The organism is Methylobacterium sp. 4-46 (genome assembly GCF_000019365.1).
Classification (GTDB): Bacteria; Pseudomonadota; Alphaproteobacteria; order Rhizobiales; family Beijerinckiaceae; genus Methylobacterium.
In genome coordinates this window covers 2,878,112-2,903,635 of the sequence record NC_010511.1, presented here as the reverse complement: position 1 = coordinate 2,903,635, position 25,524 = coordinate 2,878,112, and the positions used below count along the sequence as shown (strand labels likewise).

The following is a 25,524-nucleotide window of genomic DNA, read 5'->3' as shown; positions in this document are numbered from 1 at the left end:
ATGGCCGTCGTCAGCGCCAACCGACTCGAACTGCTCCAGATCGCCGACGCCGTCGCCCGCGAGAAGGTCATCGACCGGTCCATCGTGATCGGGGCGATGGAGGAGGCCATCGCCAAGGCCGCCCGCTCGCGCTACGGCGCCGAGACCGACGTCCATGCCGAGATCGACCCCCGCACCGGCGCGCTGCGCCTCTCGCGCCACCTCCTGGTGGTGGAGCAGGTGGAGAACGATGCCCGCGAGATCGACCTCGAGACCGCCCGCCGGCACAACCCGGCAGCCCAGATCGGCGACGTCATCGCCGACACCCTGCCGCCCTTCGATTTCGGCCGCGTCGCCGCCCAGTCGGCCAAGCAGGTCATCGTTCAGAAGGTCCGCGACGCCGAGCGCGACCGCCAGTACGAGGAGTACAAGGACCGCATCGGCGAGATCGTGAACGGCCTCGTCAAGCGCGTCGAGTACGGCAACACCATCGTGGATCTCGGCCGCGGCGAGGGCATCGTGCGCCGCGACGAATCGATCCCGCGCGAGACCTTCCGGCCGGGGGACCGCATCCGCGCCTACCTGTTCGACGTGCGCCGCGAGGTGCGCGGGCCGCAGATCTTCCTGTCCCGCTCGCACCCGCAATTCATGGCGAAGCTCTTCGCCCAGGAGGTGCCCGAGATCTACGACGGCATCGTCGAGGTGAAGGCGGTGGCCCGCGATCCGGGCTCGCGCGCCAAGATCGCGGTCATCTCGCGCGACTCCTCGATCGACCCGGTCGGCGCCTGCGTCGGCATGCGCGGCTCGCGCGTCCAGGCCGTGGTCGGCGAGCTGCAGGGCGAGAAGATCGACATCATCCCGTGGTCGCAGGACCAGGCGACCTTCATCGTCAACGCGCTCCAGCCGGCCGAGGTGGTCAAGGTCGTGCTCGACGAGGAGGCCGACCGCATCGAGGTGGTGGTGCCGGACGACCAGCTCTCGCTGGCGATCGGCCGCCGCGGCCAGAACGTGCGGCTCGCCTCCCAGCTCACCGGCTGGGACATCGACATCCTGACCGAGGCCGAGGAATCCGAGCGCCGGCAGAAGGAGTTCGTCGAGCGCACCAACACCTTCATGCAGGCGCTCGACGTCGACGAGACGGTCGGCCAGCTCCTGGCCGCGGAGGGCTTCCGCTCCGTCGAGGAGATCGCCTACGTCGAGCCGGGCGACATCGCCAACATCCAGGGACTCGACGAGGAGACCGGGGCCGAGATCCAGAGCCGGGCCCAGGAATACCTCGCCCGGATCGAGGCCGAGAACGACGCGCGCCGCCGCGAACTCGGCGTCGAGGACGAGCTGCGCGAGATCGACGGCATCACCACGCCCATGATGGTGGCGCTCGGCGAGAACGAGGTGCGCACGGTCGAGGACCTGGCCGGATGCGCCACCGACGATCTCGTCGGCTACACCGAGGGCCGCGGGCCCGAGGCGGTGCGTCACCCGGGCTACCTCGACGGGTTCGACCTCTCCCGCGCCGAGGCCGAGGCGATGATCGTGGCCGCCCGCGTGCGGGCCGGCTGGATCGAGGCCCCGGAGGAGGCGCCCGCCGAGGACGAGCAGGCCGAGCAGGACGAGGCCGAGGCCGAGCCCGCTCAGGCCGAGGGCCAGCCGACCTGATCGGCCGCCGCTGCCGCGCGGCGCCCCGCCTCTCGCGGCAGGGATGGGATCCGGCGCCGCGCCTCCGACGTTCCCCGATCATCCAAGACCCGCCACTCGTGCCCGCCACCCTTGCTGCCACCCTTGCCCGCCACCCTTGGCCCCCCACCCTTGGCCCCCCACCCTTGGCCCCCCACCCTTGGCCCCCCATGCAGGACGCCGCGATCCCCGAAGACCTGTCGCCCGACGACTCGCTGCCCGACGATCTGCCGCCCGACATCCTCGATGCCGGGATCGGGCGCGGCCGCGCGCGGGCTGAGCGCACCTGCCTCGTCACCCGGGAGGCGCAGAACCCCTCCGGGATGATCCGCTTCGCGCTCGCGCCGGACGGGACGGTGGTGCCGGACCTGAGGGCGCGCCTGCCGGGGCGGGGCGCCTGGGTCAGCGCGACCCGCGCGGCGGTCGCCGAGGCGCTGCGCAAGCGCCTGTTCCAGCGCGCCTTCAAGGGCAAGGCGACGGCCGTGCCGCCGGATCTCGCGGATGTGATCGAGGCGGCCCTGCGCCAGGACCTGCGCCAGGGCCTCTCGCTCGCCAACAAGGCGGGCTGCGTCGTCACGGGCTTCACCAAGGTGGAGAGCGCCGTGGCGAGCCGGGAGGGCGTGGCGGCCCTCCTGCACGCCAGCGACGCCAGCCCGGACGGGCGGCGCAAGCTCGCCCAGGCATTGCGCCGCCGCTACGGCGATGCCATATGCGAGATCCCGGTGGTGGACGACCTGTCCGGTGTTGAATTGGACATGGCCTTGGGCCGGGATCATGTGATACACGCTGCCCTCACCGCGGGGGCCGGCACGGCCGGCTTGCTCGCGCGTTGGCGTCGGCTCCGCCGTTTCCGCGGTGCGGAGGCCGCGCCGGGGGATGTCGGGCTGGCGCCGCACGGCGACGCCGACACGGCCCTCCCGGACGATGTCCAGGCGACGGAATGAGATCGTGACCGGTCCCCGGAAGGCCGGTGATTGAGTGAATGGGATCGGCCCCTCCCGGGTGCGTTCCCGGGATGCAGGTGGGAGGCGGCCTCCGGGAGGCCGGATCCCGGGACGCTGAGAACCCCCAGGATCTGAACTGAATGAGTGAGACGAAGAATCCGGGCGACAAGACGCTGCACGGTGGCCCCGCCAAGACGCTCTCGGTGAAGCGTCCGGTCGAGCAGGGCATCGTACGCCAGAGCTTCTCCCATGGCCGCTCGAAGTCGGTCGTGGTCGAGACAGTGAAGCGGCGCGTCATCGGTGCCCCACAGGCGCCGGCTGCCGCCCCGAAGGAGACCGCACCGGCGCCGGCCCCGAGCCGGCCGGCCTCGGGCGCCCCGCCGCGCTCCGGCGAGCCGCGCCAGGCGCCGGCCCGCTCGGGCGTGGTGCTGCGCACGCTGAGCGACCAGGAGCAGAATGCCCGCCTCGCCGCGCTGGCGGATGCGCGCCGGCGCGAGGAGGACGAGCGCCGCCGCGCCGCCGACGAGGCCCGCCGCCGCGCCGAGCGCGAGGCCGCGGAAGCCCGCGAGCGCGAGGCCGCCGAGGCGCGCAAGCGCGAGGAGGAGGAGCGCCGCCGCCAGGAGGACGCGCGCAAGCGCCGCGCCGCCGAGGAGGCCGAGCGCCGCGCGAACGAGGAGGCGGCCCGGGCTGCGGCCGCCACCGCCGCCTTCGAGGCGCCCGCGCCCGCCGCGCAGGCTGCCGCACCGGCGGCCCCCGTCGCCCCGCGGCCCGCCGCGGCGGCGCCGCGCCCGACCGCCGCGGCACCGGGCCCGCGCCCCGCCGCTCCGGGCCAGCGCCCCGCTGCTCCGGGCCCGCGCCCGGCCGCGGTTCCCGGCCGGCCGGCCGCCGCGGCCCGGCCCGCGACCCCGGCCGAGCCGCGCCGCGTCCTCACGGCGGATGCGCGCAAGCCCCGCGACCTGAACTTCATGGCCCGGCCGGCCCCGAAGCCGCCCGAGCCCAAGCCCGAGCCGAAGCCGGCCGCGAGCGCGCAGCCGACCGCGGCGACGCCCGCGCGGGCCGCCCCGGCCACCGGCCGCCCGGCCGCCGCCCCGGCGGACGACGAGGCCGACACCAAGCGGGTGATCCGGCGGCCCGGCATGCCGCTCAAGATCATCAGCCCGCCCAAGACGCCGAAATCCCCGGGCGGCGACCGCAACCGCGGCCGCCTGACCATCGCCACCGCGACCTCGGGCGAGGATGAGCGGACCCGTTCGCTCGCCTCCTTCCGTCGCCGGACCCAGCGCCTCACCGGCCACCGGCAGATGGAGCAGAAAGAGAAGCTGTCGCGCGAAGTGGTCATCCCGGAGACGATCACCATCCAGGAACTCGCCAACCGCATGAGCGAGCGGGCGGTGGACGTCATCCGCCTGCTGATGAAGCAGGGCCAGATCCACAAGATCACGGACGTGATCGACTCGGACACGGCCCAGCTGATCGCCGAGGAACTCGGCCACACGGTGCGCCGCGTGGCGGAATCCGACGTCGAGGAGGGGCTCTTCGACGAGCCGGACGTCGACGAGGACACCCAGCCGCGGCCCCCGGTCGTGACCATCATGGGCCACGTCGACCACGGCAAGACCTCGCTCCTCGACGCGATCCGCAACGCCAACGTCGTGGAAGGCGAGGCGGGCGGCATCACGCAGCATATCGGCGCCTACCAGGTGACCTCGCCCTCCGGCGGCAAGATCACCTTCATCGACACCCCCGGCCACGCCGCCTTCACCTCCATGCGCGCCCGCGGCGCCAAGGTGACGGACATCGTCGTGCTGGTGGTGGCGGCCGATGACGGCGTCATGCCCCAGACGATCGAGGCGATCGCCCACGCCAAGGCGGCCGACGTGCCGCTCGTCGTGGCGATCAACAAGGTCGACAAGCCCGACGCCAACCCGCAGCGGGTGCGCACCGAACTCCTCCAGCACAACGTGCAGGTGGAATCGATGGGCGGCGAGACCCTCGAATTCGAGGTCTCGGCCAAGACCCGCCAGGGCCTCGACGAACTCCTGGAGGGCCTCGCCCTGCAGGCCGAGGTGCTGAACCTGCGCGCCAATCCCGACCGCTCGGCGGAAGGCACCGTGATCGAGGCCAAGCTCGACCGCGGCCGCGGCCCGGTCGCCACCGTGCTGGTCGCCCGCGGCACGCTGCACACGGGCGACATCGTGGTGGCGGGCGCCGAGTGGGGCCGCGTGCGCGCCCTGATCGACGATACCGGCCGCAACGTGCGCGAGGCGGGCCCGGCGGTCCCGGTCGAGGTGCTCGGCTTCAACGGCACGCCCGAGGCGGGGGACCGCGTCGCGGTGGTCGAGAACGAGGCCCGCGCCCGCGAGGTCACCGAGTACCGGGCCCGCGTGAAGCGCGAGCGCGCGGCCGCGGCGGGTGCCGCCTCGGGCCGCTCGCTGATGGACATGATGCGCGACCTCAAGGAGGGCGCCGGCCGCAAGGAGTTCGCGCTCGTCGTCAAGGGCGACGTGCAGGGCTCGGTGGAGGCCATCGCGGGGGCCCTCGACAAGCTCGGCAACGAGGAGGTCGGGGCGCGCATCCTGCACACCGGCGTGGGCGGCATCACGGAGTCGGACATCACCCTGGCCCAGGCCTCCGGCGCCGTGGTGATCGGCTTCAACGTGCGCGCCCACAAGGAGGCCCGCGAGGCCGCCGAGCGCTCCGGCGTCGAGATCCGCTACTACAACATCATCTACGACCTCGTGGATGACGTGAAGGCGGCGATGTCGGGCCTGCTCCCGCCGACGCTCCGCGAGGAGCGGCTGGGCGAGGCGCGGATCCTCGAGATCTTCAACGTCTCGAAGGTCGGCAAGATCGCGGGCTGCCGGGTCGAGGATGGCCGCGTCGAGCGCGGCGCCAACGTCCGGCTCATCCGCGACAACGTCGTCGTCCACGAGGGCAAGCTCTCGCAGCTCAAGCGCTTCAAGGACGACGCGCGCGAGGTCTCGGCCGGCCAGGAATGCGGCATGGCGTTCGAGAATTACCAGGACATGCGCGTCCGGGACGTGATCGAGTGCTACATCGTGCACGAGGAGCGGCGGACGCTCTGATCCGCCCCTGACGCCGTTCGGCCGCCCCGCCGGGCGGCCCCGTTTCTGCCGAGCCCGGGGCGCCCTCGCCCCGGGCTCGTCGGTTCAGAACCCTGAAGGCGTCACCCCGGCCGCCCGGCGGCCCCGGTTCAAGCCCGGATTGAGACACGATGCGCAAACCGACCGAAACCGCCGGCCCCTCGCAGCGTCAGCAGCGCGTGGCCGAACTCGTCCGCCACGCCATCGCGGAGGTGCTGAGCCGCGGCGACCTGCAGGACCCGGTGCTGAGCCGGCACGTCATCACGGTGCCGGAGGTCCGGATGTCGCCGGACCTCAAGCTCGCCACCGCCTACGTCATGCCGCTCGGCGGCCAGGACGAGGCCCCGGTGCTGGAGGCGCTGGAGCGCAACCGCAAGGCGCTCCGGCAGGAGGTGGCCCGGCGCGTGAACCTCAAGTTCGCGCCCGAGTTGCGCTTCCGCCGCGACGAGACGTTCGACGAGGCGGCGCGGATCGATCGGCTGCTGCGCAGCGAGAAGGTGCAGCGGGACCTCGGCGGCGAGCAGGACGACGCCGGCGATCCCGACGCGTGAGCTGCCGCGCCGCCGCAACGGCGCGCTTCCGCGAGGATTGACCAGGGGGGAGCGCGCCGGCGAGCCGGGCCGCGTCCGCCCGGCTTTGGATGGGACGGGAAGCGATGATGCACGAGGACCAGGCTGCCGGGTCGAGTCCGGCCGCACCGCGCGAGGGCCGGCCGCCTCGCGACCGCGGGCGCCCGCAGGGCGACCGGCCCGGCGGCGACCGCCCCAAGAGTGACCGGCCGAAGGGCGACCGGCCCAAAGGCGACCGTCCCAAGCGCCGCGAGATCAGCGGCTGGGTGATCCTCGACAAGGGCGTCGGCATGACCTCGACCCACGCGGTCGCGGCGGTGAAGCGGGCGCTCAACGCCAAGAAGGCCGGCCACGCGGGCACCCTCGACCCGCTCGCCTCCGGCATCCTGCCGATCGCGCTCGGCGAGGCGACCAAGACCGTCCCCTTCGTGATGGACGGGCGCAAGGCCTACGTCTTCACGGTGACCTGGGGCACGGAGACCGACACGGACGACGCGGAGGGCCGCGCCGTCGCCACCTCCGAGAGCCGCCCGACCCGCGAGGAGGTCGAGGCGGTGCTGCCGCGCTTCGTCGGTGCGATCGAGCAGGTGCCGCCGCGCTACTCGGCGATCAAGATCCAGGGCGAGCGCGCCTACGACCTCGCCCGCGACGGCGAGGTGGTCGAGCTCGTGGCGCGGCCGGTCCAGATCGACCGGCTCGCGATCGTCGCCCATGCGGAGGAGCGGACGATCATCGAGGCCGAGTGCGGCAAGGGCACCTACGTGCGCGCCATCGCCCGCGATCTCGGCCGGGCGCTCGGGTGCCTCGGCCACGTCTCGGCCCTGCGCCGCACCCGGGTCGGTCCCTTCGCGGAGGACCAGTCCTGCACCCTCGGCGCGCTCGAAGCGGCGCAGGGCGACGAGGTGGCGGCGGTGCTCCGGCCCGTCGAGACCGCCCTCGACGCCGTGGCCTGCGTGCCCGTCTCCCGCGACATGGCGATGCGGCTGATGCGGGGCCAATCGGTGATCCTGCGCGGGCGCGACGCGCCGGTGGCCGGCAAGGCCTACGCGACCTGCAACGGGGTGCTGGTGGCGGTGGGCGACGTCGAGCGGGGCGAACTCGTGCCGCACCGGGTCTTCCACCTCGGCGGCACCGCTCCGCGCCATGGCTGAGGCCGCGCCGCCCGACGATTCCCGGATCCTCTGGACCGAGGACGTCCTGCGCTACCGCGACAGCGACGCGAACGGCCACGTCAACAACGCGGTCTTCGCGGGCTTCTGCGAGAGCGGCCGGGTCCAGTTCTTCGCCGCGCATCTGAGGCCGGTGCTGGCGGAGGGCTGCGCCCTCGTCATCGCCCGCTTCGTCATCGACTACCGGGGCGAGCTGCACTTCCCCGGCCGGGTGCGCACCGGGACCTGGCTCGCCCGGATCGGGCGCAGCTCGCTGGGGTTCCGCAACCGCATCCTCGCCGAGGGACGCCTGGTCGGGGAGGCGGAGGCGGCCTGCGTGGTCATCGACGCGGAGAGCCGCCGGCCGCGCCCGCTGGAGGGCGCGGCGCGCGAGGCCGCGGAGCGGCTGCGCGTGGCGTGACGCGCGGCCCGGTTCGCCCCTACGGCCACACCTTGATCGCCACCGGCCGCCGCACGAGGTCGCGGTCGGAGGTGATCTCGCACCCGTTCCGGCGCAGCACCGCGTAGAACAGCTCGGCGCGCTCGCCCACGTCGTCGAAGTTGCGGCCCCGCGCGCCCGGATCGAGCAGCGACGGGTAGCTGATGAGGTCGCCCCGGGCCCGGCAGGGATCGCCGTAGAGCGTCGGGCCCTCGAGGAGGAGGCGCGGCTCGTCCCAGGCGAGGAGGTCGCGTGAGGTGGTCCAGTAGAAGCCGGAGCGCGGGAAGGCGCCGCCCGCCTCCGCCTGGAACACCGCGATCCAGGCGCCGGTGCCGCGGTGGCGGCTGACCGAGCCGACCGGGGCCGGGAAGGGCCAGACCGGCCGGCAGGCGCCGGCCGGCCTCGCACCCTTGCGGTAGGGGTCCGGGAAGGCGACCGTGAAGCCGGTTCCGTCCCAGGCCCGCCAGCGGCCGGGATCGGCGACGTCGTCCGAGCGGAACAGGCAGACGCCGAAGGGCTGGCCGTCCCAGCCGGTGTTCGAGGCGAGGAAGTACCAGTAGCGCCCGTCCCGCACGATGTTCGAGGGGTTGAAGAAACCACGGTGGCGGCCCTGCTCGACCTCCTGCCGGAAGGGCGGCGCGGCCACCACGGCGGGCGGGCTCGCCCGCTCGAAGCGCGCGCCCCCGTCGCCCGAGCGGGCCGCCAGGATGGTGTTGTACCAGCAGGCCATCATCTCGCCCGAGCGGCAGCGGCCCGGATGCGCCTCGGCATGGTACTCGTGGTGGAGGAGGGCCGCGACCGCGCGCCCGTCCTCGGTCCAGGTCGCGGTGACCCAGCTGCGGTCGTCGTAGCGCTCGGGCTCGGCCGCGAGGCCCGAATCGAGCACGATCCGGCAATCGATCGCGAGGTGATCGAGGTCGGGCCCCCGCAGGGCGCGGTTGCGGTAGTGCAGCCCGAACATCACCAGGCCGCCCCCGGCATCCCGGAAGGCGCGCACCGGCGCGTCCGGCACGTCGTGCCCGTCGCAGGCATCCACCCGGGCCCGGAAGACCGGCCGGGCCGGACCGACCAGCGTCAGCGCCGAGAGCGGCGGGCCCGGCTCGGCGACGGCGCGGCAGGCCGCGACGCCGAGCCACGCGGCAAGGAGCAGGCGACGCATCGTCTCGACCTGGACAGGGGCGGGGAGCTTGGCCGAGAATTCCTTGCGGGCCGGTTAGCCCGACGGCGCCGATTCACGGAGCCCTCGCCCGGGAAGTGCTCGCCCGGGGAGTGCTCGCCCAGGGAGTTTTTCGCCCATGCCGGTCCTCCTCCTGGGCCTCGCGCTGTTCCTCGGCACCCACGCCTTCACCATGCTGCGGGGGCCGCGCGCGGCCCTGATCGCGCGGGTCGGGGAGGGGCCCTACAAGCTCGGCTACTCGGTGCTCGCCCTGGTCGGCCTGATCGTGCTCGGCATCGGCTACGGGCGCTACCGGTCGGAGGGCTACATCGACATCTGGTCGCCGCCGGTCTGGACGCGCCACCTCGCGCTCCTCCTCGTTCTCGTCGCCTTCGTGGCCTTCGCGGCGGCCTACCTGCCGGGGCGGATCAAGGGCGCGCTCAAGCACCCGATGCTGGCGGGCGTGAAGATCTGGGCGGCGGCGCACCTCCTCGCCAACGGCGATCTCGGCTCGATCCTCCTGTTCGGCAGCATCCTGGCCTGGGCGGTGGCGGCCCGCATCAGCGTCAAGCGCCGCGACGAGGTGAAGGCCCATGCGGGTCCGGCGGCGGCGCCCGCCGGCTGGCGCAACGACGCGCTCGCGGTGGGGATCGGGGTCGTCGCGTGGTTCGTCTTCGCCCGGGTGCTGCATCCCTGGCTGATCGGCGTCGCGGTGTGGCCGGGACAGGCCTGAGCCTCGCCATCCGCGCGCGTTCGTGCTAGGCGGACCGCCCTGTCGCGGGCGCGCGCGGCATGCTTCCGGCGAGCGGGTCCGAGATGAAAGAAGACGAGTTCATACGCGAGGTCAACGAGGATTACCGGCGAGACCGCGCGGCCGAGATCTGGAAGCGCTACAGCGGCGTCTTCATCGGCATCGCGGTGCTCGTGGTGATCGGCGTCGGCGGCTGGCGCTTCTGGCAGCACGAGCAGCAGGTCCAGGCCGAGGCGGCGAGCCGGCGCTTCGACGAGGCGGTGCGCGCCAGCAAGGACAAGGGCGGCGAGGCGGCCAAGGCCTTCGAGACGCTCGCGGCGGATTCCCCCCACGGCTACCGGATCCTGGCCCAGTTCCGCGCCGCGGCCGAGGCCGGCAAGGCCGATCCGGCGGCCGGCGCCAGGGCCTACGCGGCGATCGCGGCCGATACCGGGGTCGGGCCGGGCCTGCGCGACGCGGCGCGCCTGCGCGGGGCGCTCCTGCGCCTCGATTCCGACGACCCGGAAGCGCTGAACACGCTCCAGGGGCTCGCCGCCTCCGGCAACGCCTTCCGCCACACCGCCCGCGAGATGCTGGGCCTGACGGCGATGCGCAAGGGCGACTTCGAGGGCGCCGGCCGCTGGTTCGACCAGATCGCCGCCGACCGCGAGACGCCGCCCGGATTGCGCCAGCGCCTGGAGGTCTACGTCGCCCTCGCGGCGGGCGGTCCGGTCCAGGTCAGCGACGCGGGCCCGGCCGCGCCCGCCGCCCCGCCGCCGCCGGAGGTGACGCGCTAGCCGCGCCTGCCCGACCGTCCCGAGATCCACCGGCGCGGGGGGCTCCGTCCGAGAGGACGGACCCCGCGCCCTCCGCGTTGCACCTGCACTGCGCCCCTCGCCCAGGACCTCTCCCATGTCGATGCCCATCGTCGCGATCGTCGGGCGTCCCAACGTCGGCAAGTCGACGCTGTTCAACCGCCTCGTCGGCCGCAAGCTCGCCCTCGTGGACGACCGTCCGGGCGTGACCCGCGACCGCCGGGAGGGCGAGGCGCGGCTCGGGCACCTGCGCTTCACGATCATCGACACGGCGGGCCTCGAAGAGGCCGACGCGGAATCCCTGGCCGGCCGGATGCGCGCCCAGACCGAGGCCGCCATCGCGGAGGCCGACGCGGTGCTCTTCGTGGTCGATGCCCGCGCCGGCCTGCTGCCGGCCGACCAGCCCTTCGCGGAGCTCGTCCGGCGCGCCGACAAGCCGGTGATCCTGCTCGCCAACAAGGCGGAGGGCGGCGCCGGCCTGGCGGGCGCCTACGAGGCCTTCGGGCTCGGCCTCGGCGACCCGGTCCCGGTCTCGGCCGAGCACGGCGAGGGGATGGGGCAGCTCATCGACGCGCTGGCCGACATCCTGCCCGAGGCCGAGGACGACGACGAGGAGGGCGAGGGCAAGCCGCTCCGGGTCGCCATCGTCGGGCGCCCCAATGCCGGCAAGTCGACCCTGATCAACCGGATGCTCGGCGAGGACAGGCTGCTGGTCGGGCCGGAGGCGGGCATCACCCGCGACTCGATCTCCCTCGACTGGGAGTGGCGCGGCCGCCGCATCAAGCTGCACGACACGGCGGGGATGCGCCGCCGCGCCCGGGTCGACGACAAGCTGGAGAAGCTCGCCGTCTCGGACGGGCTGCGGGCGGTGCGCTTCGCCGAGGTGGTGGTGGTGCTCCTCGACGCCACCATCCCGTTCGAGAAGCAGGACCTCACCATCGTCGACCTCGTCGAGCAGGAGGGCCGCGCCCTCGTCATCGGGCTCAACAAGTGGGACCTCGTCGCCGACCAGCCCGGCCTGCTCAAGGAGTTGCGGGAGAAGGCGGCGCGGCTCCTGCCCCAGGTGCGCGGCGCCCCGATCGTGCCGCTCTCCGGGCTCGCGGGCGAGGGCATCGACCGGCTGATGCAGGGCGTCGTCTCGGCCTCCGACGTCTGGAACCGGCGGGTGCCGACGGCGCGGATCAACCAGTGGCTGTCCGAGGCCGTCCAGGCCAACCCGCCCCCCGCCGTGTCGGGCCGGCGCATCAAGATCCGCTACGCGACCCAGGTGAAGAGCCGGCCGCCGCACTTCGCGCTGTTCGGCAACCAGCTCGACGCGCTGCCGAAATCCTACACGCGCTACCTCGTGAACGGGCTTCGGGACGCGTTCGACCTGCCCGGCGTGCCGATCCGGCTGTCCCTGCGCACGTCGCGCAATCCGTTCGACAAGGGGGAGTGAGGCTCAGCGGGGCTTCAGGTCGCCGGGCAGGTGCTTGGCGTAGGCCTCCCGCTCCTCCTTCTCGCGCATCAGCGCCTCGTAGGCGGCCTTCTGCTCCGCCGAGACGGTGAGGACGCGCCCCTTCTCCGCCTTGCGGCGCGGCTGGCGCTTGAACTGGTCCTGTGCGGTCATCGAATCGATCCCCTCGCGCCGTCACCCTCGCAGCTTGCCGCCCACCAGCCAAGCGGGGTCGAACCAGCGATCCGCCTCGCCGTCGTAGGGCAGGCGCGTGATGTCCCATTGCTGGATGAAGGGCGCGTAGACGTTCCACACCGCCACCCCGCCGCCGACGAAGATCCGCCGCCCGCTGTAGCGGGCGAGCACCGCGGCCGGATCCTCGTGCGAGCGGATGATGGCGATGGTCCGGTCCCGGTACGCGAAGGCGGGCACCGCCTCGATCGTCTTCGGGCCGGCGATCAGCACGTGGCCCTGCGTCTCGGCGAAGAAGCGGGTCACGTCCTCGACGTAGAGCGGATCCGCGTTGCCCTCCCAGGGCAGCCGCCCGTCGAGGCCGAGCTGGCCCCGCTGCCCGATGGCGCACATCGCCCGCACGTCGATCATCGCGTCTCTCCGCCTTGCACCGCGTCATACCGGGTCGACGGGGCCGGGTCGACGGGGCCGGCGCCACGGTCGCTCGGCCGCGCCGCCCAGGCCGCGGCCCGACCAAGGGGATCTGATGACGTAACGTAAGTCAATAACCTTTTGTTAATACCCGATGCATAAACTTGCAATCGAGCCGTATAAGAAAGATTAATTCACCGGAGCGGCGCTCCCAGGAGGGTATCGTGCGGAGAATCATAGATGATATTCCTATCCTGGGAAAAATTGCAATCCCAATCCTGATTCTCATCGGCGTGACGATCGGTCTGCTGGGCCTGGCGGATGGCGTCTTCTCCGAGCTCGACCGGACCACCCAGCGGCTCGTCGACCTGCAGGCGGCCCGCGTCGTCGGGGCCTTCGAGGTCGCGCTCGCCGTCGGCGAGACGACGATCCAGGAGCGCAACATCATCATCGAGACCGATCCGGCGGCGCTGCGGGGCTACCACGACCGCTACGTGGCCGCGAAGGACGCGGCCGGCGCCGCCCAAAACCGGCTCGCGCGGCTCGCGGACACGCCCGCGCGGAGCAGCACCGCCGAGGCGGTCGGGCAGCAGATCGCAGCTTATTTCGCAGTGGCCGACCGGGTGGTGGCGTTCGCGCTTCGCAACGAGAACGAGGCGGCCTTCGCGCTGGCCTCCAAGGAGGGGCAGCGCGCGCGCGAGGCCGCGCTCCGCGCGGTTCGCAGCCGGGTGGAGGCCAATCTCGGCGAACTCGCCGCCGCCCGTGACAGGGCTCACGAGAGCGTCACCGCCGCGTCCTGGCGCCAGCTGGGCCTGGCCGTGACGGGCCTCACGCTGTCCTGCGCCCTGCTCGGGCTCGTCGCCGTGCGGGGCGTCTCGCGCCCGCTCGGCCGTGCCACCGCGGCGATGAGCAGGCTCGCGAGCGGCGACCTCGCGGTCGCGGTCGGCGGGACCGAGCGGCGCGACGAGGTCGGCGCGCTCGCCCGCGCCCTCCAGGTCTTCCGGGACGATGCCCTCGCGCGGCGCGAACTGGAGACCCGCGAGGCGGCGGAGGCCCGCGCGAAGCTCGCCCGCGCCGGCCAGCTCGACGCGCTCACGCGCAGGCTCGAAGGGACGGTGGCGGCCCTGCGCGAGGGCCTCTCGGGCGCCGTGCGGGGCATGGAGGCGACGGCCGGTGTGATGGCCTCGGTCGCGGAGCGGGGCGCGGTCCAGGCGGCCGCCGTGGCCGGGGCCGCGCAGCAGACCACGGCCAACGTGCAGACGGTGGCCGCCGCGAGCGAGGAGATGGCGGCCTCGATCCACGAGATCGTGAGCCAGGTGGCGCAATCCTCGCGCATCGCCGGACGGGCGGTGGAGGATGCCCGCCGCACCGACGCCACGGTGCGGCGTCTGGCGGAGACCGCGGAGCGGATCAGCGGCATCGTCTCGGCCATCTCGGGCATCGCCGCGCAGACGAACCTGCTGGCGCTGAACGCCACGATCGAGGCGGCGCGGGCCGGGGAGGCGGGGCGCGGCTTCGCAGTGGTCGCCGCCGAGGTCAAGGAACTCGCCGGCCAGACCGCCCGGGCCACCGACGAGATCGGCGGTCAGATCGGCGAGATCCAGGCCGCCACCCAGGCGGCCGTCGGGGACATCCGGCAGATCGGCGAGGTGATCGCCGAGATGGCGCGGCACGCCGCCAGCATCGCGGCCGCCATGGAGGAGCAGGGAGCCGCCACGCAGGAAATTACCCGCAACGTGCAGGAGGCGGCGCGCGGGACCGAGAGCGTCCGGGCGAACGTCCTCGTCCTGCGCGACGGGGCGGAGGAGACCGGTGCGGCGGCCGCCCAGGTGCAGGACGCGGCCCGCGACCTCTCCGGGCAGTCCGAGAGGCTGGTCGGCGAGGTCGGCGCCTTCCTGGCGGCCGTCCGGGCCGCCTGAGCGCTCAGGCCGGGCGCTGGGGCGTGAGCACCCGGTCGCTCGGAAAGTCGTAGATGAGCCCGGTCTCCTGCCAGGAGGGGCTCGCGAGGCGCACCACGTGCGGCGCCAGGTCCTCGGGCGTGCGCAGGGTCTCGGGATCCTCGCCGGGCATCGCCGCCCGGCGCATCGCCGTGCGCAGCGGCCCGGGATTGACCAGCATCGCCCGGATCGGCGTGGACGCGGTCTCGGCCGCGTAGGTCCGCACCAGCGCCTCCAGCGCCGCCTTCGACACCGCGTAGGGCCCCCAATAGGCCTTGCAGCTCGCCGCGGCGCCCGAGGTGATGAAGATCGCCCGGCCCGCATCCGAGCGCCGCAGCAGCGGGTCGAGGGAGCGGATCAGGCGCCAATTCGCCGTCAGGTTCACGTCCATGACGCTCGCCCACAGCTTCGGCTCGACGTGGCCGAGGGGCATCAGCCGGCCGAGATTGCCCGCATTGCCGATCAGGACGTCGAGCCGCCCCCAGCGCTCGTGGATCGCGGCGCCGAGCCGGTCGATGGCGTCGTAATCGGTCACGTCGAGGGGGACGAGGGTCGCCGTGCCGCCGCCCTGCCGGATCGCGTCGTCGAGTTCCTCGAGCGCCCCCTGCGTGCGCGCCACCGCGACCACGTGGGCGCCCGCGGCGGCGAGGGCCAGGGCGGCCGCGCGCCCGATCCCGCGGGAGGCGCCGGTGACCACGGCGATGCGGTCGGCGAGGGGCTTGGTCTCTGCGGACGGGAGGTCGGACATCGGGTCTCAGTCGGCTTCGGCGAGGAGCGCCATCCGCCGCGGCGAGGCGACGGCGAGGTCGGTCAGCGGGGTGGGGTAATCGCCCGTGAAGCAATGGTCGGTGTATTGCGGGCAGGCCGGGTCGCGGCCCTCCTCGCCCATCGCCCGGTACAGGCCCCCGATCGACAGGAAGGCGAGCGAGTCGGCGCCGATGTAGCGGCGCATGCCCTCGAGGTCGTGGGTGGCGGCGAGCAGCTTCTCCTTCTCGGGCGTGTCGATTCCGTAGAAGTCCGGATGGGTGATGGGCGGCGAGGCGATGCGGAAATGCACCTCGCTCGCCCCGGCCTCGCGCATCATCCGCACGATCTTCACCGAGGTGGTGCCGCGCACGAGGCTGTCGTCGACGAGGACGATGCGCTTGCCCGCGATGGCGGCGCGGTTCGCCGAGTGCTTCATGCGCACGCCGAGTTCGCGCACCGATTGCGTCGGCTGGATGAAGGTGCGCCCGACATAGTGGTTGCGGATGATGCCCATCTCGAAGGGCAGCCCCGTCTCCTGGGCGTAGCCGAGCGCCGCCGGCACGCCGGAATCCGGCACCGGCACCACGATGTCGGCCTCGGCCGGCGCCTCCTTGGCGAGCTCGACGCCGATGCTCTTGCGCACCGCGTAGACGTTCTTGCCGTTCACCACCGAATCCGGGCGGGCGAAGTAGATGTACTCGAAGATGCAGGGCCGCATCGGCGCCTCGGCGGCGAAGCGGATCGAGCGGATGCCGTCGTCGTCGATGACGACGATCTCGCCGTTCTCGATGTCGCGCACGAAGCGGGCGCCGATGATGTCGAGGGCGCAGGTCTCGGAGGCGAGGATGTAGCGGCCGTCGAGCTCGCCGAGGACGAGCGGACGGATGCCGAGCGGGTCGCGGGCGCCGATCAGCTTCTTGTTCGTCAGCATGACGAGCGCGTAGGCGCCCTCGATCTGGCGCAGGGCGTCCATCACCCGGTCGATGATGCGCACGTGCCGGCTGCGGGCGACCAAGTGGAGGATCGCCTCGGTGTCGGAGGTCGACTGGCAGATGGCGCCGTCGCGCACGAGCTGGCGGCGCAGCAGCAGGCCGTTGGTCAGGTTCCCATTATGGGCGATCGCGAGGCCCCCGGTCTCCAGCTCGGCGAAGAGCGGCTGCACGTTGCGCAGGATCGTCTCGCCGGTGGTCGAGTAGCGCACGTGACCGATCGCCGAGAGGCCCTTGAGGCGCTCGATCGTGGCGAGATCCGAGAAGGAATCCCCGACGAGGCCCATCCGGCGCTCGGAATGGAACACGCTCCCGTCGAAGGAGACGATGCCGGCCGCTTCCTGGCCGCGATGCTGGAGGGCGTGGAGGCCGAGCGCCACGATGGCCGCCGCGTCGGGATGGCCGTGGATGCCGAACACCCCGCATTCCTCGCGCAGGGTGTCGCCGTCGAGGTCGAGGCCGCCGAAATCCGCGCTGCCCGCGGAGGCCGTCCGGCCCGATTCCCACCGTGCTGCCATGATGAAAGTCCCTCGCGGCCGGCCCTGCCACCGCCCTCGCTAGACGACGCGGCGCCCGGGCGCGAGGCCGGTTCCCGACTCGTCCACGACGGATTGACCGGGTCGGCCGAACCGGCCCGGTGACGAGTTCGTCATGTAGGCGCGGAGTGCGGCCGAGCCAAGGCGCCGGCCGCTACCGGCGCGCAGGGGTGGCATCCGTCCGGCGCTGGGGCGTGGTATCGGCCTCGGCCGGGGCCTCCGTGCCGGGGTCGGCCTCGGGCTTGGGCTTGCGGAACTGCTTCAGGAGCTCGTCCGGGTTGCCGGGCAGCATCGCCACCAGCTTCTGGCCGGTATTGTCCAGGATCTCGCGGCTGCGCGCCTGCTGGGCCCAGTCCGGAACCTTGCCCTGGACCAGCCAGGCCAGGAAGACCCAGCCGATCACGCAGATGAGGAAGCCGCGGGCGGCGCCGAAGGCGAGGCCGAGGCTGCGGTCGATGGCGCCGATCCGGGAATCGAGGATCAGGTCCGAGACCTTCACGGTGATGATCGACACGACGAGCAGCGTGCCGAGGAAGATCGCCGCGATCGCGACGACGCGCGAGACGGTCTCGCTGGAGACGTGCTGCTGCACCAGCGGCTGCAGCACGGGGTGGAGTTTCCAGGCGACGGCGGCGGCCACGACCCAGGCGACGATCGCCAGAACCTCGCGGGTGAAGCCCCGCACCGCGGCGAGCAGCGCCGAGATGACCACCACGCCGAGGACGACCAGATCGAGAACGGAGAAGGGCATCGCAGGAACGCACCGGGAGCGGGCGGCGTTGGTTCGTGGGCGCGGCTGCTCCTGGCCGCGCCAGACCTATACTCCGCCATGGCCGATCCGTCACCCGGCGGACCGGAGGCGCGCCCCGCGGACGGGGTCCGCGGCGGCCGGGCGGCCCGCTTCCACGCGCCGTGCCGCGCGCCGCGCGACGGTCACCCCTCCGGATCGTAGGCCGGCAGGCAGGGGCGCTTGGCGCCGCGGCCGACCGGCCTGCCCGAGGCGATGCCGGCCACGAGGTCGGTGATGTGCGCGAGCGCCTCGGCGGGGAAGCCGCGCTCGCCGGCCTCCCCGCGTCCCTGCGGCATCAGCGCCCGGGCGAAGCCGAGCTTCTGCGCCTCCTTCAGCCGCGCATTCGCCTGCGCCACCGGCCGCACCGCCCCCGACAGGCCGATCTCGCCGAAATAGACCGCGTCGGAGGGCAGGGGCGTGGCGGAGAGCGACGAGACCAGGGCGGCGGCGACCGCGAGGTCCGCGGCCGGCTCGCCGATGCGCAGGCCGCCCGCCACGTTCAGGTAGACGTCGTGGGTGCCGAGACGGATGCCCGCATGGGCCTCCAGCACCGCCAGCACCATCGAGAGCCGGTTGGGATCCCAGCCGACCACGGCGCGGCGCGGCATGCCCAGCGCCGAGGGGGCGACGAGGGCCTGGATCTCCACGAGGAGCGGCCGCGTGCCCTCCATGCCGGCGAAGACCGCGGTGCCGGGCGCGGCGAGGTCGCGGCCGGCCAGGAACAGGGCCGAGGGGTTCGGCACCTCGGCGAGGCCGCCGTCGGTCATCTCGAAGACGCCGATCTCGTCCGTCGGACCGAAGCGGTTCTTGACCGCCCGCAGGATGCGGAAGTGGTGGCCCTGGTCGCCCTCGAAGGAGGCGACCGCGTCGACCATGTGCTCGACCACGCGCGGCCCGGCGATCTGACCGTCCTTCGTGACGTGCCCGACCAGGATCACCGCCGTGCCGCTGGTCTTGGCGAAGCGGATCAGGCTCTGGGCCGAGCCGCGCACCTGCGTGACGGTGCCCGGCGCCGATTCGACCGTCTCGGTCCACATGGTCTGGATCGAGTCGATGATCGCGAGGGCCGGCGGCCGTCCCTGGCTCAGGGTGGCGACGATGTCCTCGACGTTGGTCTCAGCGGCGAGCTCGACCGGCGCCCCCGCGAGGCCGAGCCGCTCCGCCCGCAGCCGCACCTGCCCGACCGCCTCCTCGCCCGAGATGTACGCGACGCGCTCCCCCCGGGCGGCGAGGGCCGCCGAGGCCTGCATCAGCAGCGTGGACTTGCCGATGCCGGGATCGCCGCCGAGCAGGATGACCGAGCCGCGCACGAAGCCGCCCCCGGTGACCCGGTCGAGCTCGGCGATGCCCGAGGGGGTGCGGGGCGCGTCCTTGACCTCGCCGGCGAGCCCTTCGAGGGGGAAGACCCGGCCCTTGGCCCGGCTCGGCCGCGTCGCCACCGGCCCGGCGGCTTGGGTCCCGGCGCCGGTCTCCTCCACGATCGAGTTCCAGCCGTTGCAGGCCTCGCAGCGCCCGCGCCAGCGATTGTAGACCGCACCGCAGGATTGGCAGACGAAGGTCTGGTGGGATTTGGCCATCGATGGTCTGCCTCGCGCGGGAAGGTCGGGATGGTCGCCGCGGTCCGGGGCGGGCGCGGCGCGAGGATGCGACGGTGCCGCCACGGTCGTCTCGCGGAACGCGGCCGGAGGTCGCCGATGTTCCCGATATGTCCCCGCCGTCCCGGGATCGCAACAGTCACGCGCCAGCAACCTGAGCGTCGCGCTGCGGCCGCAATCGGGCCGGACAGCGCGGGGGAGATCGCACGCACGGATCGCCACGATGTCCCCCGACGGTCAAGCCCACCACTACGCCGGCGCCCCCCGCGCCTTCCACTGGGGCATGGCGGCCCTGATCCTGGTCGCCCTCGCCATCGGCGTCTGGGCGAGCACCCTGCCGCCCGGCACCTCGCCCCGGCGGGAACTCCTCGACCTGCACAAGTCGATCGGCATGACCGTGCTGGTGCTGCTGCCCCTGCGCGTCCTCTGCCGCTGGATCGCCGGGGCGCCCGGATTCCGGGTGCGGCCGTCCCGCCTCGCCGGCGCGGCGGCGCGCGCGGCCCATCTTTGCCTCTACGCCCTGATGCTGCTGATGCCATTGAGCGGCTACGTCGATTCGGGCGCCGGCGGCTACGCGCTGCCCTGGTTCGGCCTGTTCTCCTGGCCCCGGCTCGTGCCCATCGACAAGCCGCTGTCGCATCTGGGGGGCGAGATCCACCTCTGGGGGGCCTGGGCGATCGGTCTCCTCCTCGCGCTCCACTTCCTGGCGGTGGCGTGGCACGCCCTCGTGCGGCGCGACGAGGTGCTGGCGCGGATGTGGCCCGGGCGGCGCGCCCGCGGCGCTCAGTCGATATAGGCCCGCTCGGAGCGCCGCCCGAGATTGGTCAGGATCTCGTAGCCGATGGTGCCGGCCCGCTGCCCGACCTCGTCGATGTCGAGACCCTCGCCGATCAGGGTCGCGCGGGCGCCGCGCCGCGCGGCCTCCGGCGGCGCGTCGGTCACGTCCAGGATCACGAGGTCCATCGAGATCGTGCCGACCACGGGGCAGCGCCGGCCGGCCACCACCGCCTCCGCCCGCCCGGAGCCCGCCCGCGGGTAGCCGTCCGCGTAGCCGAGCGAGAGCGTCGCCAGCCGGCGCGGACCGGGCGCCGTCCAGCGGGCGTTGTAGCCCGCCGTCGCGCCGGGCGGGACGTCGCGCACCTGCAGGATCGTCGCGTCGAGCCGCACCACCGGCCGCATCGGGTTCGGACCGCCGGGGCGCGGGTTGCCGCCGTAGAGGGCGTAGCCGGGCCGCACCATCTCGTGGCGCGCCCGCGCGCCGAGGAACGTGCCGGCCGAGTTGCCGAGGGAGGCCGTCAGGCCCGGGAAGGCCGCCGCCACCCTGGCGAAATCCGCGACCTGGCGCGCCGTGACCGCGTCGCCCGGCACCTCGGCGCTGACGAGATGGCTCACCAGCAGGCTCGCCGCGACATCCTCTAGCGCGGCGCCGCCGGCGAGCGCCAGGGCCTCGTCGGGGGAGAGGCCGAGCCGGTTCATCCCGGTATCGACGTGCAACGCCGCCGGCAGCCGCTCCCCCCGCGCCCGGCAGAAGGCCGCCCATTCCTCGATCTCCTCGCGGGAGCCGAGCACGGGCCGCAGGGCGCGGTCCCGGTAGGCCGGCGCGCTGCCCGGGGGCAGGCCGTTCAGCACGTAGATCACCGCCTCCGGCAGGGCCGCGCGGGCGCGCTCGGCCTCGGACAGGTGGGCGACGAAGAACGTGCGGCAGCCCGCCCGCCACAGGGCCGGGCCGGCACGGTCGATGCCGGTCCCGTAGGCGTCGGCCTTGATCACCGCGGCGCACTCGGCCCCCGCGGCCTCCTCGGCGAGGCGCCGCCAATTCGCCGCGAGGGCGCGAAGGTTGATGGTCAGGCGGGCGCCGTGGGGGGAGGTGGCCGTCATCGCCTCTGGTCCGCAGCGGAGGGGGCGGGGCGATCCGGCGGGATCGTCCCCGGCCCGGCTTATAGCCGGATCATACGCCATCCGGTTGATGGCTTCGCCATCTCGCATTTCGGCAAGGCGGATGTCGGCTTCGCTCAGGCGCCGCGCGCAGGCGCCGCGCAGGCGCGTGATCCGGGATCCGCTGCGATCAAGCGGATGCCGGATCACATCGGCTCCGGCAGCCGGTCGCCCTGCGCGAGATTCGAGAAGCGCGTGATCTCGGCGTCGAACTGGAGCTCGACCGTGCCGGTCGGGCCGTGGCGCTGCTTGCCGATGATCACCTCGGCCTTGCCGTAGACGCGGTTCATCTCCGCCTCCCAGGTGAAGAACTCCTCGGTGCCCTCGCGCGGCTTCTTGTTCTTGACGTAGTATTCCTCGCGGAAGACGAACAGCACCACGTCGGCGTCCTGCTCGATCGAGCCCGATTCGCGCAGGTCCGAGAGCTGGGGCCGCTTGTCGTCGCGGGACTCGACTTGGCGGGAGAGCTGCGACAGGGCGACGATCGGCACTTCCAGCTCCTTGGCGAGGGCCTTCATGCCGGTGGTGATCTCGGTCATCTCCTGCACGCGGTTGTCGCCCTTCTTGGAGGCGCCGGAGAGGAGCTGGAGGTAGTCGACCACCAGGAGGTCGAGGCCGCGCTGGCGCTTCAGCCGCCGCGCCCGCGCGGCGAGCTGCGCGATCGAGAGGCCGCCGGTCTGGTCGATGTAGAACGGGATCGTCTGCATGTCCCGGGCGGCGTCGGTGATCTTGTAGAAATCCTCCGGGCGGATGTCGCCCCGGCGGATCTTGTAGGAGGCGACGCCCGACTGCTCCGCGATGATGCGGGTGGCGAGCTGCTCGGCCGACATCTCGAGCGAGAAGAAGCCGACGACGCCGCCGTTGACGGTCTTCATCGTGCCGTCCGGCTGCTTCTCGCCGGCATAGGCCTTGGCGATGTTGAAGGCGATGTTGGTGGCGAGCGAGGTCTTGCCCATGCCGGGGCGGCCCGCGAGGATGATCAGGTCGGAGGGCTGCAGCCCGCCCATCTTGCCGTCGAGGTCCGAAAGGCCGGTGGCGATGCCCGACAGCCGCCCCTCGCGCTGGTAGGCCTTGGCGGCCATGTCGACGGCGGCGGTGAGCGCCTCGGAGAATTTCTGGAAGCCGCCGTCGTACTTGCCGGTCTCCGCGAGTTCGTAGAGGCGCCGCTCCGTCGCCTCGATCTGGTCGCGGGGCGAGGTCTCGACCGGCGCCTCGTAGGCGCCGTTGACCAGATCCTCGCCGATCGTGATCAGGCGCCGCCGCAGGGCGAGGTCGTAGATCGTGCGCCCGTAATGCTCGGCGTTGATGACGGTCGTCGCCTCGGCGGCGAGCCGCGCGAGGTACTGGCTCACCGTGAGCCCGCCCAGATCCGCGTCGCCCAGGAAGGTCTTGAGCGTGATCGGGCTCGCCAGCTTGCCGGCCTTGATCAGGCTGACCGCCACCTCGAAGATCCGCCGGTGCACCTCCTCCATGAAGTGCTCGGCCAGGAGGAAGTCCGAGACGCGGTAATAGGCGTCGTTGTTGACCAGGATGGCGCCGAGCAGGGCCTGCTCCGCGTCGATGTTGTGGGGCGCGACCCGGTATTCCTGGGGCACGGGCTCCAGGTTCGCCGTCAGGGTGCTGGGAATGGCCATCCGGCGTCTCCGTGTGGTTGCGCCCGGGGCGGCGCGTGCCCCTGGACGATCCGGCGACCCTTGCACCGGCATGGTTGACCGAAGCTTTCCGCGGAGCGCGACCCGCGGCTGCGGGCCGCGCACCCCACCATCGTGCCGGGGGAAACGCAAACGGGGCCCGATGCCGCCGGCATCGAGCCCCGCCATGCTGGAACGAAACCGGAACAAGTCAAGCCCGGAGGGCGGATTGTCCCCGCTCTCCCGGCTTTCCCAGACTCGCGCCCCGACGCGCGCTCAGCGCTCCCCGGCGTCCGGCCCGGCCTCGGCCAGGGCGGCGCCGACCTCGAGGCCGAGCTCCTCCAGGTCGAGCTCGTCGCGCACCGTGGTCGACTCGCCGCGGGCCTGGCGCTCCGCCTCCTCGGGGCTGCGGGCGACGTTGACCGTCACGGTCACCTCGACCTCCGGGTGCAGCACCACCGGGACATTGTGCAGGCCGAGCGTCTTGATCGGCTGGTTGAGGCTGAACTGCTCGCGGCCCACCGTGAAGCCGTTCTGGGTCAGCACCTCGGCGAGGTCGCGGGTCGAGACCGAGCCGTAGAGGACGCCGGTCTCGCCGGACTGGCGGATCAGCACGAAGCTCTGGCCGTCGAGCTTCTCGGCCACGGCCTGCGCCTCGGTGCGGCGCTCCAGGTTGCGGGCCTCGAGCTGGGCGCGCTGGTCCTCGAAGCGCTTCTTGTTCGCCTCGGTGGCGCGCAGCGCCTTGCCGCGGGCGAGCAGGTAGTTGCGGGCGAAGCCCGGGCGGACCTTCACGGTCTCGCCCATCTGGCCGAGCTTGGCCACGCGCTCGAGCAGGATCACTTCCATCGTCGTCACTCCTTGTCAGCGGATGGAGGGGACCGGGCCGGTTCGGGCCCGGAACCGGTCAGGGGGCGGGCACCTCCGCGGGGCGGCGGCGCAGGCGGAACAGGGTGTCGGCGAGCCCGAACAGGGCCAGGGCGGTGAGCGCGATCCCCTGGGTCAGGAACACGAGCAGGTAGAGGCCGATCAGGAGCGGCGCCCGGCCGGGCCTGCCGCGGCTGCGGTCGTGCAGGGCGGCGAGCCCCTGGAGCGCGAAGGCGGCCCCCAGCGCTCCCGCGAGCCCGATGCCGAAGATGCCAGGGAAGCCGGGGGCGAGGCCGAGGGCGGCGGCCGCGACGAGCCCGGCGACGACGGCCCGGGGCATGGCGGTCGCCGGCAGGTCCGGCCAGGGCCGGGGCAGGCGGCCCGAGAGTTGGACGATGCGGCCGGCCGCCCAGAGATAGAAGGTCAGCAGCAGGGTGAAGGTCGTGCCCATCACGGCCGGCGCGATGCGCAAGAGCCGGTCGGCGATGCGGGCGAGGTCGCCCTCCGGCAGGGTCTCGGCGTCCGGCCGGACCGACTGCATCTCGATCTGGGTCACGCCGCGGGCGATGCGCCGCATGCGCTCCTCGTAGGCGGCGAAATCGCCCGAGGAGATCACCACCACTAGGATCAGCGCGACCGCGGCGGTGCCGGCGATCCAGGCGAGGAGGCGGCCGAGCGGGTACCATTCCATCGCGCCGGGGGCGCCGGACCCGGACGGGCGGCCGAGCAGGGCGAGGTAGCCGAGCCACCAGGCCGGCAGGGCCGTCGAGACCAGGAAGGCGAGGCCGCGCAGGGGCGAGGCGGCGAGCATCAGCGCGAGCGTGCCGGTCGCGGCGGCGACGAGCCCGGTGCGGTGGCGCCAGCCCAGCGACACGATCAGGATCGGCAGCGGCGCGAGCAGGTAGAGGAGGAGCGCGAGCGGCGTCGCCGTGACGATGACCCCGATGAGCAGGGCCGAGGCGAGGCCGGCGACGACGCCGATGCCGAGGGAGGAAGCCATCGAATCCGGTCCGCTGTCCCGCTGCCGGGGATCGGCAGGGTTAGGGGCCACTCTGCCCCAGCGACCCCGGCGGCCCGATGACCGCCGGGTTGGTGCGCGTCGTTCCGCCTCAGCGGATGACGTAGGGCAGGAAGCCGAGGAAGCGGGCGCGCTTGATCGCCTGGGCGAGTTCGCGCTGCTTCTTGGCCGAGACCGCGGTGATGCGGGAGGGAACGATCTTGCCGCGCTCCGACACGTAGCGGGAGAGGAGCTTCACGTCCTTGTAGTCGATCTTCGGGGCGTTGGGGCCCGAGAACGGGCAGGTCTTGCGCCGACGGAAGAACGGACGGCGGCCCCCGCCGCCACCAGCACCGAATGCCATGATCAGCCCTCCTCGTTCCGCTCGCCGACGTAGCCGTCATCGTCCCGACGACGGCCGCGCTCGCGGTCCTTGCGCTCGTCGCGGTCGCGCTTCTGCATCATCGCGGAGGGCTCGCCCTCCAGCGCGTCGACCCGGATGGTCAGGAAGCGCAGGATGTCCTCCGAGATCCGCATCTGGCGCTCCATCTCGGCCAGGGCGGCCGGCGGCGCGTCGATGTTGAGCAGGGTGAAGTGGGCCTTGCGGTTCTTCTTGATGCGGTAGGCGAGGGACTTCACGCCCCACATCTCGGTCTTCTCGACCTTGCCGCCGTTCGACTCGATGACGCCCTTGTAGGCTTCGATCATCGACTCGACCTGCTGCGAGGTCACGTCCTGGCGCGCCAGGAACACGTGCTCGTACAGAGCCATGGTGGGCCTTTCGTCGGAATGGAGCCGTCCTGCCGGATGTCTGACGACGGGCGTTCGGGCCGGTTCTCACTCGCGTCGCACGGCGCCAAGCCCTTCGAGCCTGCAGAGGCCCGAGCGGTTGTTCGAAGGCGGAGAC

General features: G+C 73.1%; 24 protein-coding genes. 11 read left to right on the top strand and 13 right to left on the bottom strand.

Annotated elements, in window-relative coordinates:
- From nusA to M446_RS12465, 6 genes are all read left to right on the top strand, one after another.
- A complete protein-coding gene (nusA, locus tag M446_RS12490) occupies window positions 1-1,635 on the top strand; it encodes a transcription termination factor NusA (protein ID WP_012332458.1) in 1,635 nt (544 codons plus the stop codon).
- A gap of 188 nt (window positions 1,636-1,823) precedes the next feature.
- A complete protein-coding gene (locus tag M446_RS12485; protein ID WP_012332457.1) occupies window positions 1,824-2,597 on the top strand; it encodes an RNA-binding protein in 774 nt (257 codons plus the stop codon).
- 140 nt (window positions 2,598-2,737) lie between these two features.
- Entirely contained in the window at window positions 2,738-5,683 is a 2,946-nt protein-coding gene (infB, locus tag M446_RS12480) for a translation initiation factor IF-2 (RefSeq protein WP_012332456.1), read from the top strand.
- Between the two features lie 149 nt (window positions 5,684-5,832).
- A complete protein-coding gene (rbfA, locus tag M446_RS12475) occupies window positions 5,833-6,252 on the top strand; it encodes a 30S ribosome-binding factor RbfA (RefSeq protein WP_012332455.1) in 420 nt (139 codons plus the stop codon).
- Window positions 6,253-6,356: 104 nt separating this feature from the next.
- On the top strand, window positions 6,357-7,421 hold the full coding sequence (gene truB, locus M446_RS12470; RefSeq protein ID WP_012332454.1) for a tRNA pseudouridine(55) synthase TruB: 1,065 nt from the start codon (window positions 6,357-6,359) through the stop codon (window positions 7,419-7,421).
- Entirely contained in the window at window positions 7,414-7,839 is a 426-nt protein-coding gene (locus M446_RS12465) for an acyl-CoA thioesterase (RefSeq protein WP_012332453.1), read from the top strand. The genes truB and M446_RS12465 overlap by 8 nt, the downstream gene beginning before the upstream one ends.
- 19 nt (window positions 7,840-7,858) lie before the next feature.
- Here M446_RS12465 and M446_RS12460 read toward each other — a convergent pair whose 3' ends face one another.
- Window positions 7,859-9,016: a hypothetical protein gene (locus M446_RS12460; protein WP_012332452.1), complete on the bottom strand. Its 1,158-nt coding sequence runs from the start codon at window positions 9,014-9,016 to the stop codon at window positions 7,859-7,861.
- A 136-nt stretch (window positions 9,017-9,152) separates the two neighbouring features.
- Between M446_RS12460 and M446_RS12455 the strand changes: the two genes are divergently transcribed.
- From M446_RS12455 to der, 3 genes are all read left to right on the top strand, one after another.
- Window positions 9,153-9,746 carry an NnrU family protein gene (locus tag M446_RS12455; RefSeq protein WP_012332451.1) on the top strand — a complete coding sequence of 198 codons (594 nt, stop codon included), beginning with the start codon at window positions 9,153-9,155 and terminating at the stop codon, window positions 9,744-9,746.
- Between the two features lie 83 nt (window positions 9,747-9,829).
- A complete protein-coding gene (locus M446_RS12450; protein WP_012332450.1) occupies window positions 9,830-10,540 on the top strand; it encodes a tetratricopeptide repeat protein in 711 nt (236 codons plus the stop codon).
- Window positions 10,541-10,655: 115 nt separating this feature from the next.
- A complete protein-coding gene (gene der / locus M446_RS12445; protein WP_012332449.1) occupies window positions 10,656-11,996 on the top strand; it encodes a ribosome biogenesis GTPase Der in 1,341 nt (446 codons plus the stop codon).
- A gap of 3 nt (window positions 11,997-11,999) precedes the next feature.
- On the opposite strand, the gene M446_RS38115 is transcribed toward der, so the two are convergent.
- The gene (locus M446_RS38115; protein WP_012332448.1) at window positions 12,000-12,167 is read right to left on the bottom strand and encodes a hypothetical protein; all 168 of its coding nucleotides are present in this window, start codon (window positions 12,165-12,167) and stop codon (window positions 12,000-12,002) included.
- 21 nt (window positions 12,168-12,188) lie between these two features.
- The gene (locus M446_RS12440) at window positions 12,189-12,596 is read right to left on the bottom strand and encodes a dihydrofolate reductase (protein ID WP_012332447.1); all 408 of its coding nucleotides are present in this window, start codon (window positions 12,594-12,596) and stop codon (window positions 12,189-12,191) included.
- 293 nt (window positions 12,597-12,889) lie between these two features.
- On the opposite strand from M446_RS12440, the gene M446_RS12435 reads away from it, so the two are divergent.
- On the top strand, window positions 12,890-14,515 hold the full coding sequence (locus tag M446_RS12435) for a methyl-accepting chemotaxis protein (protein WP_150108643.1): 1,626 nt from the start codon (window positions 12,890-12,892) through the stop codon (window positions 14,513-14,515).
- A gap of 4 nt (window positions 14,516-14,519) precedes the next feature.
- On the opposite strand, the gene M446_RS12430 is transcribed toward M446_RS12435, so the two are convergent.
- The 4 genes from M446_RS12430 to radA all read right to left on the bottom strand — a co-directional run bounded on the left by M446_RS12430 (window position 14,520) and on the right by radA (window position 19,172).
- On the bottom strand, window positions 14,520-15,281 hold the full coding sequence (locus M446_RS12430; RefSeq protein ID WP_012332445.1) for an SDR family NAD(P)-dependent oxidoreductase: 762 nt from the start codon (window positions 15,279-15,281) through the stop codon (window positions 14,520-14,522).
- Window positions 15,282-15,287: 6 nt separating this feature from the next.
- Window positions 15,288-16,787, bottom strand: a complete 1,500-nt coding sequence (gene purF, locus M446_RS12425; RefSeq protein WP_012332444.1) for an amidophosphoribosyltransferase — start codon at window positions 16,785-16,787, stop codon at window positions 15,288-15,290.
- Between the two features lie 172 nt (window positions 16,788-16,959).
- Window positions 16,960-17,556, bottom strand: a complete 597-nt coding sequence (locus M446_RS12420) for a CvpA family protein (protein ID WP_012332443.1) — start codon at window positions 17,554-17,556, stop codon at window positions 16,960-16,962.
- A 182-nt stretch (window positions 17,557-17,738) separates the two neighbouring features.
- Entirely contained in the window at window positions 17,739-19,172 is a 1,434-nt protein-coding gene (gene radA, locus M446_RS12415) for a DNA repair protein RadA (protein ID WP_012332442.1), read from the bottom strand.
- A 241-nt stretch (window positions 19,173-19,413) separates the two neighbouring features.
- Between radA and M446_RS12410 the strand changes: the two genes are divergently transcribed.
- Complete coding sequence (locus M446_RS12410; protein WP_012332441.1) at window positions 19,414-19,986, top strand: cytochrome b; 573 nt, start codon at window positions 19,414-19,416, stop codon at window positions 19,984-19,986.
- Here the strand turns inward: M446_RS12410 and alr are convergent.
- The 6 genes from alr to rpsF form a co-directional block, all read right to left on the bottom strand.
- Window positions 19,974-21,068, bottom strand: a complete 1,095-nt coding sequence (gene alr, locus M446_RS12405) for an alanine racemase (RefSeq protein ID WP_012332440.1) — start codon at window positions 21,066-21,068, stop codon at window positions 19,974-19,976. The two genes, M446_RS12410 and alr, sit on opposite strands and share 13 nt — an antisense overlap.
- Before the next feature lie 203 nt (window positions 21,069-21,271).
- The gene (locus M446_RS12400) at window positions 21,272-22,759 is read right to left on the bottom strand and encodes a replicative DNA helicase (RefSeq protein WP_012332439.1); all 1,488 of its coding nucleotides are present in this window, start codon (window positions 22,757-22,759) and stop codon (window positions 21,272-21,274) included.
- Window positions 22,760-23,032: 273 nt separating this feature from the next.
- Window positions 23,033-23,602, bottom strand: a complete 570-nt coding sequence (gene rplI, locus M446_RS12395) for a 50S ribosomal protein L9 (RefSeq protein ID WP_012332438.1) — start codon at window positions 23,600-23,602, stop codon at window positions 23,033-23,035.
- Window positions 23,603-23,660: 58 nt separating this feature from the next.
- Window positions 23,661-24,620: a DUF2232 domain-containing protein gene (locus M446_RS12390; RefSeq protein WP_012332437.1), complete on the bottom strand. Its 960-nt coding sequence runs from the start codon at window positions 24,618-24,620 to the stop codon at window positions 23,661-23,663.
- Window positions 24,621-24,729: 109 nt separating this feature from the next.
- The gene (gene rpsR, locus M446_RS12385) at window positions 24,730-24,981 is read right to left on the bottom strand and encodes a 30S ribosomal protein S18 (protein WP_012332436.1); all 252 of its coding nucleotides are present in this window, start codon (window positions 24,979-24,981) and stop codon (window positions 24,730-24,732) included.
- A gap of 2 nt (window positions 24,982-24,983) precedes the next feature.
- Window positions 24,984-25,388, bottom strand: a complete 405-nt coding sequence (gene rpsF / locus M446_RS12380) for a 30S ribosomal protein S6 (RefSeq protein ID WP_012332435.1) — start codon at window positions 25,386-25,388, stop codon at window positions 24,984-24,986.
- Between the last annotated feature and the right edge of the window lie 136 nt (window positions 25,389-25,524).